Genomic DNA, 12,882 nt, shown 5'->3' with positions numbered 1-12,882 from the left:
TCGCCGTCCCCGCACCGGGCTGTCCCGTATGACGGGCACCCGGCAGGCGCGCCGCGAGGCCTCCGCGCGCGCCACCCTCGACAAGGCATCCGACGAGAACTTCCCGGTGGCCCCCTTCTTCCTGCCGCGCGCATGGCGCGACGACCTGATGGCGGTGTACGGCTACGCCCGCCTCGTCGACGACATCGGCGACGGTGACCTCGCGCCCGGCGGCGCCGACGCCCGCCACCTCGGCGTCGACCCCGCGCAGGCCGACGACCGGCTCGCGATGCTCGACGCCTTCGAGGCCGATCTGCGCCGCGTCTTCGCCGCCGACGCCGACCCGCGTCACCCCCTGTTGCACTCCCTCCGACCGAGTGTGCGCCGCTGCTCGCTCACCCCCGAGCCCTTCCTCGGCCTGATCGAGGCCAACCGCCAGGACCAGTTGGTGCGGCGCTACAAGACGTACGACGAACTCCTCGCGTACTGCGAACTGTCCGCCAACCCCGTCGGCCGCCTGGTGCTGCAGATCACCGGGACCGCCAGCCCCGAGCGCGTCCGCCGCTCCGACGCCGTCTGCACCGCCCTCCAGATCGTCGAGCACCTCCAGGACGTGGCCGAGGACCTGAGGCGCGACCGGATCTATCTGCCCGCCGAGGACATGCACCGCTTCCATGTCACCGAGGCCGACCTGGCCGCGAGGACCGGGGGCGCGTCGGTGCGCTCACTGGTCGCGTACGAAGCGGAACGCGCCCTGCAACTGCTGAATGAAGGCACACCGCTGGTGGGTAGCGTCCACGGCAGACTGCGGCTGCTGCTGGCCGGGTTCGTCGCCGGGGGGCGCGCGGTGCTCACCGCGATCGCGGCTGCCGGAAACGACGTCCTGCCCGGACCGCCCAAGCCCACCAAGGCGCATCTGCTGCGTGAGGTGGGAGCTGTCTTGCGAAGAGCGCGTAGAGAGAGGTGAGCCGGACGATGCAGGGACCGACGGAGGTACCCGCGCCGGTGCAGGCTGCGTACAGCTACTGCGAGGCCGTCACCGGGCAGCAGGCGCGCAATTTCGCCTACGGGATCAGGCTCCTGCCGACCGACAAGCGGCAGGCCATGTCGGCGCTGTACTCGTTCTCGCGGCGGGTCGACGACATCGGCGACGGCACGCTCGCCCTGGAGGCCAAGCGAGACCGGCTCGAAGGGACACGGGAACTTTTGAAGCGGATCCGCCAGGGCGCGGTCGACGAGGACGACATCGACCCGGTCGCGGTCGCCCTCGCGGACGCGGCGCGCCGGTTCCCGCTTCCGCTCGGCGGGCTCGACGAGCTCATCGACGGCGTGCTGATGGACGTACGCGGCGAGAGCTACGAGACCTGGGACGACCTCAAGACGTACTGCCGGTGTGTCGCCGGCGCGATCGGGCGGCTCTCGCTCGGCGTGTTCGGCACCCAGCCCGGCGCGCGTGGCGCCGAACGCGCCCCCGAGTACGCCGACACGCTTGGACTCGCCCTCCAACTCACCAACATCCTCAGGGACGTTCGCGAGGACGCGGGCAACGGCCGCACCTATCTGCCCGCCGACGACCTCGCCAAGTTCGGCTGTTCCGCGGGCTTCCGCAGCGCCACCCCGCCGCCCGGCTCCGACTTCGCGGGCCTTGTGCACTTCGAAGTACGGCGCGCCCGTGCCCTGTTCGCCGAGGGCTACCGGCTGCTGCCGATGCTCGACCGGCGCAGCGGCGCCTGCGTCGCCGCGATGGCCGGCATCTACCGCCGCCTCCTCGACCGCATCGAACGCGACCCCGAGGCGGTGCTGCGCGGCCGCGTGTCCCTGCCCGGGCGCGAGAAGGCGTACGTCGCAGTGCGCGGGCTTTCCGGACTCGACGCCCGGCATGTCACCCGGAAGAAGCTCAGGGGGCGTGTCTGATGCGGGCGAACGCGGACAAGCGGTGCGCAACCCTCCGGTGCGGCGCGGCGTCCCAGACTGCAACGGCCCGAGGGGAGGTCGCATGACGGACGACGACACGCGGTCCCGGCACGCGGTGGTTATCGGCGGAGGACTCGCCGGAGTCACCGCGGCGCTGCAACTCGCCGACGCGGGAGTCGGCGTCACCCTCCTCGAAGGCCGCCCGCGTCTGGGCGGCCTCGCCTTCTCCTTCCGCCGCGGAGACCTCACCGTCGACAACGGCCAGCATGTGTACCTGCGCTGCTGCACCGCGTACCGCTGGTTCCTCGACCGAGTGGACGGCGCTCATCTCGCCCCGCTCCAGGACCGGTTGGACGTGCCCGTACTGGACGTCGCACCGGCTCGCGGACCGCGTCTCGGACGGCTGCGCCGCACCGCGCTGCCCGTACCGCTGCACCTCGCCGCCGGACTCGCCACCTATCCGCACCTCTCGCTCGCCGAGCGCGCGTCCGTCGGGCGCGCCGCACTCGCGCTCGGGAAGCTGGACCCGGCCGACCCGGCGCTGGACGGCATCGACTTCGCCACCTGGCTGGGCCGCCACGGCCAGTCCCAGCGCACCGTCGAAGCCCTCTGGGACCTGGTCGGCGTGGCGACGCTGAACGCCACCGCGCCGAACGCCTCGATGGGCCTCGCCGCCATGGTCTTCAAGACCGGACTGCTCTCCGAGCCCGGCGCCGCCGACATCGGCTGGGCCCGTGTGCCGCTCGGGGACCTGCACGACACGCTGGCCCGCAAGGCCCTCGACTCGGCCGGCGTACGCACCGAGCTCTCGACCCGGGTACGGAGCATCTCCCGCGCGGGCCTCGGGCGTTGGCAGGTCGAGGTGGACGGCGAGCAACTGGACGCGGACACCGTCGTCCTCGCCGTACCGCAGCGCGAGGCCCATGCGCTGCTGCCCGAAGGGGCCCTCGACGACCCCGACCGGCTGCTCGACATCGGCACCGCGCCGATCCTCAACATCCATGTCCTGTACGACCGCAAGGTGCTGCGCCGCCCCTTCTTCGCCGCGCTCGGCACCCCGGTCCAGTGGGTCTTCGACCGCACCGAGGCCTCCGGACTGCGGGACGGCCAGTATCTGGCGCTGTCCCAGTCAGCCGCCGAGGACGAGATCGATGCGCCCGTCGCCGCACTGCGCGAGCGGTATCTGCCCGAGCTGGAGCGGCTGCTGCCCGCCGCGCGAGGCGCCCGGGTAAGCGACTTCTTCGTCACCCGGGAGCGGACGGCGACCTTCGCCCCGGCCCCAGGCGTCGGCCGGCTGCGACCGGGTGCGCGCACCCGGGCCCCCGGCCTGTACCTTGCGGGCTCGTGGACCGCCACCGGGTGGCCCGCGACCATGGAGAGCGCCGTACGCAGCGGATTCAGCGCCGCGGGCGCCGCACTCTCCGCGCTCGGCCGCCACCATGAACATCCGCTCAAGGAGGCGGCGTGAGCTTCAGTACTGGAACAAGAGGAGAGACCGTGCCGACTGTGCCCTCGGCGAGCCCTGCTGATGACACCGCAGCGGGAGTCGACATCGTCGCACTGCTGGAGCGCGGGCGGACCATGTCCACCCCCGTGCTGCGCGCAGCCGTGGACAGGCTCGCGCCGCCCATGGACACCGTCGCCGCCTACCACTTCGGCTGGATCGACGCGCAAGGACGGCCCGCCGACGGGGACGGCGGCAAGGCCGTACGCCCCGCGCTCGCGCTGCTGTCCGCCGAGGCGGCCGGCGCCGCCCCCGAGGTCGGCATCCCCGGCGCCGTGGCCGTGGAGCTGGTGCACAACTTCTCGCTGCTGCACGACGACCTGATGGACGGCGACGAGCAGCGCCGCCACCGCGACACCGTCTGGAAGGTGCACGGACCGGCCCAGGCGATCCTCGTCGGCGACGCGCTGTTCGCGCTCGCGGGCGAAGTCCTGCTGGAGCTCGGCACCGTCGAGGCGGGCCGCGCCACGCGCCGGCTGACCACCGCCACGCGCAAGCTCATCGACGGCCAGGCCCAGGACATCTCCTACGAGCACCGCGAGCGGGTCACCGTCGAGGAGTGCCTGGAGATGGAGGGCAACAAGACCGGCGCGCTGCTGGCCTGCGCCGTCTCCATCGGCGCGGTGCTCGGCGGGGCGGACGACCGCACGGCCGACACGCTGGAGGCGTACGGCTACCACCTCGGTCTCGCCTTCCAGGCCGTGGACGATCTGCTGGGCATCTGGGGCGACCCGGAGTCCACCGGCAAGCAGACCTGGAGCGATCTGCGCCAGCGCAAGAAGTCCCTTCCGGTCGTCGCCGCGCTCGCCGCGGGCGGACCGGCCTCACAGCGCCTCGGAGAGCTGCTCGCGGCCGACGCCAAGAGCAATGACTTCGACAGCTTCTCCGAGGAAGAATTCGCTACCAGGGCGGCCCTGATCGAAAAAGCGGGCGGCCGCGACTGGACCTCCCAGGAGGCCCGCAGGCAGCACGCCGTCGCGATCGAGGCGCTGGGCCGCGTCGACATGCCGGAACAGGTGAGGGCGCAGCTCATCGCACTCGCGGACTTCGTCGTCGTACGGAAGAGATGATCACCATCGCCCGTATACGCGTGTCTTCTGGGGGCTAGCCCCCAGGCCCCCAAGCAGTCGCCGGCCGGTGCACGGGAAACCGGGCGCCGGCCGACGTCAGACCCCAGCACAGCAGAGAGCCACTGCAACGAAGGGGAAGCCATGACAGCGACGACCGACGGAAGCAGCGGGCCCGCGGGGGCCGGCGCAGCCGCGGCCAGCAGAACAACCGACACTCATCCTGCCGACCGCCCCGCTGCGAGTGACGTCCTCGAAGCCGCCGGACGGGCCGCACAACGCTCCGTGGAGCATCTGCTCGGTCGCCAGGACGCCCAGGGCTGGTGGAAGGGCGACCTCGAGACCAATGTGACGATGGACGCCGAGGATCTGCTGCTCCGTCAGTTCCTCGGCATCCAGGACTCGCGCATCACCGAGGCGGCCGCCCGCTTCATCCGGGGCGAGCAGCGTGAGGACGGCACCTGGGCCACCTTCTACGGCGGGCCCGGCGAACTCTCCACCACCATCGAGGCATACGTCGCGCTCCGGCTGGCCGGCGACAGGCCGGACGATCCGCACATGGCGCGCGCCTCCGCCTGGATCAGGCAACGGGGCGGCATCGCGGCGAGCCGGGTCTTCACCCGGATCTGGCTGGCGCTGTTCGGCTGGTGGAAGTGGGACGACCTTCCCGAACTGCCGCCCGAACTGATCTTCCTGCCCAAGTGGTTCCCGCTCAACATCTACGACTTCGGCTGCTGGGCGCGCCAGACCATCGTGCCGCTCACCGTCGTCTCGGCGAAGCGGCCGGTGCGGCCCGCGCCATTCGCGCTCGACGAGCTGCACACCGACGCCCGGGTGCCGAACCCGCCCAAGCCCCTTGCTTCCGCGGCGAGTTGGGACGGATTCTTCCAGCGCGCCGACAAGGCGCTGCATGCGTACCACAAGGTCGCACCGCGCCGGCTGCGCGGAGCGGCCATGAACGCCGCAGCGCGCTGGATCATCGAGCGCCAGGAGAACGACGGCTGCTGGGGTGGCATCCAGCCGCCCGCCGTCTACTCCGTGATCGCCCTGCATCTGCTCGGCTACGACCTTCAGCACCCCGTGATGCGGGCCGGTCTTGAGTCGCTCGACCGGTTCGCCTTATGGCGCGAGGACGGTGCGCGGATGATCGAGGCCTGTCAGTCGCCCGTCTGGGACACCTGCCTGGCCACCATCGCCCTCGCCGACGCCGGGCTGCCGGCGGATCACCCCGCGCTGGTCAAGGCCGCCGACTGGATGCTGGCCGAGGAGATCGTACGGCCCGGCGACTGGGCCGTACGCAGACCTCAACTCTCGCCCAGCGGCTGGGCGTTCGAGTTCCACAACGACAACTACCCGGACATCGACGACACGGCCGAGGTGATCCTCGCCCTGCGACGGGTCAAACACCCCGATCCGCAGTCGGTCGACGCGGCGGTCGCGCGGGCCGGCGCCTGGACCCTCGGGATGCAGTCCAGGAATGGTGCCTGGGCCGCGTTCGACGCCGACAACACCAGTGCTTTCCCCAACCGGCTGCCGTTCTGCGACTTCGGTGAGGTCATCGACCCGCCGTCGGCGGACGTCACCGCGCATGTCGTCGAGATGCTGGCCTACGAGGGCAAGGCCCAACACCCCCGTACCCGGCGCGGTATCGAGTGGCTGCTGGCCGAACAGGAGCTCAGCGGCGCCTGGTTCGGCCGCTGGGGTGTCAACTACGTGTACGGAACAGGCTCGGTGGTCCCCGCGCTGACCGCGGCCGGACTGCCGGTCTCGCACCCCGCGATCCGCCGGGCCGTCCGCTGGCTCGAATCCGTCCAGAACGACGACGGAGGCTGGGGCGAGGACCTGCGCTCCTACCTCCCCCAGAGACTTCGTCCTGGGGGGACCCCCATGCAGCAGTGGATCGGCCACGGCGCCTCCACCGCCTCCCAGACCGCCTGGGCGCTGCTCGCGCTGCTCGCGGCGGGGGAGCGGGAGAGCAAGTCGGTCGAGCGGGGCGTGGCCTGGCTCGCCGAGACCCAGCAGGCGGACGGGTCCTGGGACGAGCCGTACTTCACCGGCACCGGTTTCCCCTGGGACTTCTCCATCAACTACCACCTCTACCGGCAGGTCTTCCCGCTCACGGCCCTGGGCCGCTACGTGCACGGGGAGCCCTTCGCCGACCGCGCAGACAGCCGCGAGGGGGGCTGATGGAAGGATCCCCGGAGCCGTCGTCCGGCTCCGCCGCGCCGCTGCTGATCGCCTGTGCGCTCGGCATCGAGAAGCTCGCCCTGCGCAGCGGCGACCGCAGCGGCGCACTCGGCCCGGTGACGGTGCTCCGTACCGGCATGGGGCCGCACAACGCGGAGCGTGCCGTGCTGGGCGCGCTGGGCGGTGACGGGCCGCTGCGGAACGCGGCGGTCGTCGCCTCCGGCTTCTGTGCCGGGCTCGCCCCCGGGATGCACCCCGGGGACCTGGTCGTCGCCGACGAGACCCGGCACGCCGCCGGCGCCACGGCCTGTACGGATACGGAACTGCTGGTCAAGGCGGTGGCCAGGGCCGTGCCCGGACGCACCGTGCACACCGGCCCGCTGATCGGGTCCGACCATGTCGTGCGGGGTCACGAGCGGGCCGACCTGCGCGCCACCGGGGCGATCGCCGTGGACATGGAGTCCGCGGCCACGCTGCGCGGTGCCCTGAGCACCGGATCCCGTCCGGTTGCGGCCGTCCGGGTGGTCGTGGACGCTCCCGAGCATGAACTCGTCCGGATTAGCACGGTCCACGGTGGAATATCAGCTTTCCGTGTTCTTCGTGCCGTCCTTCCTGCTTTCTTTGAATGGCACCGTTCTTTTCTGCTCCCCAGGAGGTGAGCTAGATGGCCATGCCGCTCCGTCAGACCATCAGGGTCGGGACGTACCTCATTGAACAGAAGCTCCGCAAGCGTGAGAAGTTTCCGCTCATCGTCGAGCTGGAGCCGCTCTTCGCCTGCAATTTGAAGTGCGAGGGCTGCGGGAAGATCCAGCACCCGGCCGGGATTCTGAAGCAGCGCATGCCGGTCGCGCAGGCAGTCGGGGCGGTGCTCGAGTCAGGGGCCCCAATGGTCTCGATCGCGGGCGGCGAGCCGCTGATGCACCCTCAGATCGATGAAATCGTGCGGCAATTGGTGGCCAAGAAGAAGTACGTATTCCTCTGCACCAATGCCATGCTGCTGCGCAAGAAGATCGAGGAGTTCACCCCTTCTCCCTACTTCGCCTTCGCCGTGCACATCGACGGGCTGCGCGAGCGGCACGACGAGTCGGTTGCCAAGGAAGGCGTGTTCGACGAGGCGGTGGAGGCGATCAAGGAGGCCAAGAAGCGCGGCTTCAGGGTCACCACCAACTCCACCTTCTTCAACACCGACACCCCGCAGACCGTCATCGAGGTGCTCAACTACCTCAATGACGACCTGAAGGTGGACGAGATGATGATCTCGCCCGCGTACGCCTACGAGAAGGCGCCCGACCAGGAGCACTTCCTCGGCGTGGAGCAGACCCGCGAGCTCTTCAAGAAGTCCTTCGCGGGCGGCAACCGGCGGCGCTGGCGGCTCAACCACTCGCCGCTCTTCCTCGACTTCCTCGAGGGCAAGGCGGACTTCCCGTGCACGGCGTGGGCGATCCCGAACTACTCGCTCTTCGGCTGGCAGCGCCCCTGCTATCTGATGAGCGACGGATACGTCCCCACCTACCGGGAGCTCATCGAGGAGACCGACTGGAGCAAGTACGGCCGCGGCAAGGACCCGCGCTGCGCCAACTGCATGGCGCACTGCGGCTACGAGCCCACCGCCGTCCTCGCCACCATGGGCTCCCTCAAGGAGTCCCTCAGGGCGGCCCGCGAAACCGTCTCGGGAAACCGCGGGTGACGTGATGTCCGCAGGAGAGCCAGTCGCACTGGGGCTCCCGGAGCTGCCGGCCCGGCCGATCGCGATGCGCCGCACCTCGCGGCGTATCCAGGTCGGGCCGGTGGCCGTCGGCGGGGACGCTCCCGTATCGGTGCAGTCGATGACGACCACGCGCACTTCGGACATCGGCGCGACGTTGCAGCAGATTGCGGAACTGACCGCGTCCGGCTGCCAGATCGTACGGGTGGCGTGTCCGACCCAGGACGACGCGGACGCGCTTGCCACCATCGCGCGCAAGTCGCAGATCCCGGTGATCGCGGACATTCACTTCCAGCCGAAGTACGTGTTCGCGGCGATCGACGCCGGGTGTGCGGCGGTGCGGGTGAACCCGGGCAACATCAAGCAGTTCGACGACAAGGTCAAGGAGATCGCCCGCGCCGCGTCGGATGCGGGGATTCCGATCCGGATCGGGGTGAACGCCGGTTCGCTGGACCGGAGGCTGCTCGCCAAGTACGGGAAGGCGACGCCGGAGGCGCTCGTCGAGTCGGCGCTGTGGGAGGCGTCGCTCTTCGAGGAGCACGGCTTCCGCGACATCAAGATCTCGGTCAAGCACAACGACCCGGTCGTGATGGTGGGCGCCTACCGGCAGCTGGCGGCCGCCTGCGACTATCCGCTGCATCTCGGCGTGACGGAGGCCGGACCCGCCTTCCAGGGCACGATCAAGTCGGCCGTCGCCTTCGGCGCGCTGCTCAGCGAGGGCATCGGCGACACCATCCGGGTCTCGCTGTCCGCCCCGCCGGCCGAAGAGGTCAAGGTCGGCATCCAGATCCTGGAGTCCCTCAACCTCAAGCAGCGCCGCCTGGAGATCGTCTCCTGCCCCTCCTGCGGCCGTGCCCAGGTCGATGTCTACAAGCTCGCCGACCAGGTCACGGCCGGCCTCGAAGGCATGGAGGTGCCGCTGCGCGTCGCCGTCATGGGGTGTGTCGTCAACGGCCCGGGCGAGGCGAGGGAAGCGGACCTCGGAGTGGCGTCGGGCAATGGGAAGGGTCAGATCTTCGTCAAGGGTGAGGTCATCAAGACCGTGCCCGAGTCGAAGATCGTCGAGACCCTCATCGAAGAGGCGATGAAGATCGCCGAATCCATGGAGGACGCAGGGGCGGCCTCAGGGCCGCCCGCCGTCACCGTGAGCTGAACAGCATGTGAAGGGGGTCCGACCGTGACGATTCTTGAGAGCATCCGGGGGCCGCGCGATGTCAAGGCGCTGACCGATGGCGAACTCGAAGAACTCGCCAAGGAGATCAGAGAGTTCCTGGTGCACGCGGTGGCCAGGACTGGGGGGCATCTGGGTCCCAACCTCGGGGTGGTGGAACTGACCGTCGCCCTGCACCGGGTCTTCGACTCGCCCGTCGACCGCATTCTGTGGGACACCGGGCACCAGAGCTACGTACACAAACTGCTCACCGGCCGACAGGACTTCTCCAAGCTGCGGGGCAAGGGCGGGCTCTCCGGCTACCCCTCCCGCGAGGAGTCCGAGCACGACGTCATAGAGAACTCCCACGCGTCGACGGTCCTCGGCTGGGCGGACGGTCTTGCCAAGGCGCATCAGGTGCTGGGCAGCAGTGATCATGTCGTCGCGGTCATCGGGGACGGCGCGCTCACCGGCGGCATGGCCTGGGAGGCGCTCAACAACATCGCCGCGGCGAAGGACCGGCCGCTGATCATCGTCGTCAACGACAACGAGCGCTCGTACGCCCCGACGATCGGCGGACTCGCCAACCACCTCGCCACACTCCGTACGACCGACGGCTACGAACGGGTGCTGGCCTGGGGCAAGGACGTTCTGCAGCACACCCCCGTCGTCGGGAAGCCGCTGTACGAATCGCTGCACGGCGCGAAGAAGGGGTTCAAGGACGCCTTCGCGCCACAGGGAATGTTCGAGGATCTCGGCCTGAAGTACCTGGGGCCGATAGACGGGCACGACATCGCGGCCGTCGAATCCGCGCTGCGCCGGGCCAAGCGCTTCCACGGGCCCGTACTGGTGCACTGCCTGACCGAGAAGGGCCGCGGCTACCAGCCGGCCCTGGAGGACGAGGCCGACCGCTTCCACACCGTCGGGGTGATGGACCCGCTGACCTGCGAGCCGCTCGCGCCGTCCAACGGGCCGTCCTGGACTTCGGTGTTCGGGGACGAGATCGCCGCGATCGGGGCCGAGCGGCCGGACGTCGTGGCGATCACGGCCGCGATGCTGCACCCCGTCGGTCTGACGAAGTTCGCCGAGCGGTTCCCCGACCGGGTGTGGGACGTCGGGATCGCCGAGCAGCACGCCGTGGTCTCCGCGGCCGGGCTCGCCACCGGCGGGCTGCATCCCGTCGTCGCTGTGTACGCCACCTTCCTCAACCGTGCCTTCGATCAGCTGCTGATGGACGTCGCCCTGCACAAGTGCGGGGTGACATTCGTACTCGACCGGGCGGGCGTCACCGGCGTCGACGGTCCGTCCCACAACGGCATGTGGGACATGTCGATCCTCCAGGTCGTGCCCGGGCTGCGGATCGCCGCGCCGCGCGACGCCGACCGGCTGCGTGCGGAGCTGCGCGAGGCAGTCGATGCGGACGACGCGCCGACCGTGCTGCGCTTCCCGAAGGAGTCGGTGGGCGAGCCGGTCGGGGCGATCGGGCGGATCGGCGGGATGGACGTACTGCACCGGGCGGACGACGCCGATGTGCTGCTGGTGTCGGTGGGCGCGCTCGCGTCCGTCTGCCTGCAGAGTGTCGAGCTGCTCAAGGGCCGCGGCATCGCCTGCACCGTTGTGGACCCGCGCTGGGTCAAGCCCGTCGACGAACAGCTCGCGCCGCTCGCCGCGCAGCACCGTCTGGTGGCCGTGGTGGAGGACAACAGCCGCAACGGCGGGGTCGGTTCGGCCGTCGGACAGGCACTGCGGGACGCCGGCGTGGATGTGCCGCTGCGTACCTACGGCATCCCCGAGCAGTTCCTCGCGCACGCCAAACGCGGCGAGGTACTCGCCGACATCGGGCTCACCCCGGTGGAGATCGCAGGACGGATCAGTGCCGCCATGGCGGTCAAGGAGAGGAGAGCTGAGGAATGACCGAGCCGCCGACGGGCACCGAGCCGCTCAAGGGCTTCGATCTGGCCGGACTCCTCGCGGAGCGCGGGGCAGAGCGCTATGAGCTGCATGCGCGACATCTCAACCACCAGCTGCCGCGCATGCTGCACACCATCGGCTTCGACAAGATCTACGAACGGGCCGAGGGCGCGTACTTCTGGGACGCCGACGGCAACGACTATCTCGACATGCTCGCGGGCTTCGGGGTGATGGGGCTCGGCCGGCACCACCCGGTCGTACGCAAGGCGCTGCACGACGTCCTGGACGCCTCGCTCGCGGACCTCACGCGCTTCGACTGCCAGCCGCTGCCCGGGCTGCTCGCGGAGAAGCTGCTGGCGCACAGTCCGCACCTGGACCGGGTGTTCTTCGGCAACAGCGGTACGGAGGCGGTGGAGACCGCGCTGAAGTTCGCCCGGTACGCCACCGGGAAGCCGAGGATCCTGTACTGCTCGCACGCCTTCCACGGGCTGACCACCGGATCCCTGTCGGTCAACGGGGAGGCGGGGTTCCGGGACGGATTCGCGCCGCTGCTGCCCGACACCGCGATCGGGCTCGGCGATCTGGCCGCGCTGGAGCGGGAGCTGACGCGCGGCGATGTGGCGGGCTTCGTCGTGGAGCCGATCCAGGGCAAGGGCGTGCACGCGACGCCCCCCGGGTTCCTGTACGCGGCCCAGGAGCTGCTGCACAAGCACAAGGCGCTGCTGATCGCGGACGAGGTACAGACGGGCCTGGGCAGGACCGGCGACTTCTACGCGTACCAGTACGAGGAAGGGGTCGAGCCGGATCTGGTCTGTGTGGCGAAGGCGCTCTCGGGCGGTTACGTACCGGTCGGAGCGACCCTCGGCAAGGACTGGATCTTCAAGAAGGTCTACTCGTCGATGGACCGGGTGCTGGTGCACTCGGCGAGCTTCGGATCCAACGCCCAGGCGATGGCCGCCGGGCTCGCCGTCCTCTCGGTGATCGAGGACGAGCAGGTCGTCGCCAATGCGCGGGTGACCGGCGAGCTGCTGCGCTCCCGGCTGGCGGCGCTCGTCGACCGCTATGAGCTGCTGCACGAGGTGCGGGGGCGCGGCCTGATGGTCGGCATCGAGTTCGGCCGGCCCGACTCGATCAAGCTGCGCAGTCGCTGGACCATGCTTCAGGCGGCCCGCAAGGGTCTCTTCGCGCAGATGGTCGTGGTGCCTCTGCTGCAGAAGCACCGGATCCTCACCCAGGTCTCCGGGGACCATCTGGAAGTGATCAAGTTGATTCCGCCGCTGACCATCGGTGAGCGGGAGGTCGACCGGTTCGTGGCGGCCTTCACGGCCGTGATGGACGACGCCCACGGCGGCGGCGGGCTGATGTGGGACTTCGGCAAGACGCTGGTCAAGCAGGCGGTCGCCAACCGCTGACTTTCGGCACTTTTGCCCCTGAGGCAATAAATTTGCCTCAGAGGCAGGTTCCT

The 12,882-nt window shown here is 70.1% G+C and carries 10 protein-coding genes; all 10 read left to right on the top strand.

All coding sequences use genetic code 11. The features are described 5' to 3' along the window. Positions 1-28 precede the first annotated feature (28 nt). The 10 genes from hpnC to QFZ67_RS05425 all read left to right on the top strand — a co-directional run bounded on the left by hpnC (position 29) and on the right by QFZ67_RS05425 (position 12,829). Positions 29-946, top strand: a complete 918-nt coding sequence (gene hpnC, locus QFZ67_RS05470) for a squalene synthase HpnC (RefSeq protein ID WP_307659951.1) — start codon at positions 29-31, stop codon at positions 944-946. 8 nt (positions 947-954) lie between these two features. Further along, positions 955-1,893, top strand: coding sequence for a presqualene diphosphate synthase HpnD (gene hpnD / locus QFZ67_RS05465; protein ID WP_307659950.1), 939 nt, complete (start codon positions 955-957; stop codon positions 1,891-1,893). A gap of 82 nt (positions 1,894-1,975) precedes the next feature. Then, positions 1,976-3,361, top strand: a complete 1,386-nt coding sequence (hpnE, locus tag QFZ67_RS05460) for a hydroxysqualene dehydroxylase HpnE (RefSeq protein WP_307659949.1) — start codon at positions 1,976-1,978, stop codon at positions 3,359-3,361. Positions 3,362-3,399: 38 nt separating this feature from the next. Next, positions 3,400-4,467: a polyprenyl synthetase family protein gene (locus QFZ67_RS05455; RefSeq protein WP_307665732.1), complete on the top strand. Its 1,068-nt coding sequence runs from the start codon at positions 3,400-3,402 to the stop codon at positions 4,465-4,467. 141 nt (positions 4,468-4,608) lie between these two features. Beyond that, positions 4,609-6,651 (top strand): squalene--hopene cyclase, encoded by a 2,043-nt coding sequence (gene shc, locus QFZ67_RS05450; RefSeq protein WP_307659948.1) that lies wholly within the window; start codon positions 4,609-4,611, stop codon positions 6,649-6,651. Next, the gene (locus QFZ67_RS05445) at positions 6,651-7,310 is read left to right on the top strand and encodes a 1-hydroxy-2-methyl-2-butenyl 4-diphosphate reductase (RefSeq protein WP_307659947.1); all 660 of its coding nucleotides are present in this window, start codon (positions 6,651-6,653) and stop codon (positions 7,308-7,310) included. The genes shc and QFZ67_RS05445 overlap by 1 nt, the downstream gene beginning before the upstream one ends. Positions 7,311-7,315: 5 nt before the next feature. Next, entirely contained in the window at positions 7,316-8,338 is a 1,023-nt protein-coding gene (gene hpnH / locus QFZ67_RS05440) for an adenosyl-hopene transferase HpnH (RefSeq protein WP_307659946.1), read from the top strand. Between the two features lie 4 nt (positions 8,339-8,342). Beyond that, entirely contained in the window at positions 8,343-9,509 is a 1,167-nt protein-coding gene (gene ispG / locus QFZ67_RS05435; RefSeq protein ID WP_307659945.1) for a flavodoxin-dependent (E)-4-hydroxy-3-methylbut-2-enyl-diphosphate synthase, read from the top strand. A 24-nt stretch (positions 9,510-9,533) separates the two neighbouring features. Continuing rightward, on the top strand, positions 9,534-11,420 hold the full coding sequence (gene dxs / locus QFZ67_RS05430) for a 1-deoxy-D-xylulose-5-phosphate synthase (protein WP_307659944.1): 1,887 nt from the start codon (positions 9,534-9,536) through the stop codon (positions 11,418-11,420). Then, on the top strand, positions 11,417-12,829 hold the full coding sequence (locus QFZ67_RS05425; RefSeq protein WP_307659943.1) for an aspartate aminotransferase family protein: 1,413 nt from the start codon (positions 11,417-11,419) through the stop codon (positions 12,827-12,829). The genes dxs and QFZ67_RS05425 overlap by 4 nt, the downstream gene beginning before the upstream one ends. Positions 12,830-12,882 lie beyond the last annotated feature (53 nt).

Origin of the sequence: Streptomyces sp. V1I1 (genome assembly GCF_030817355.1) — a bacterium.
Lineage (GTDB): Bacteria > Actinomycetota > Actinomycetes > Streptomycetales > Streptomycetaceae > Streptomyces.
This window is presented reverse-complemented; position numbering and strand designations above follow the sequence as displayed.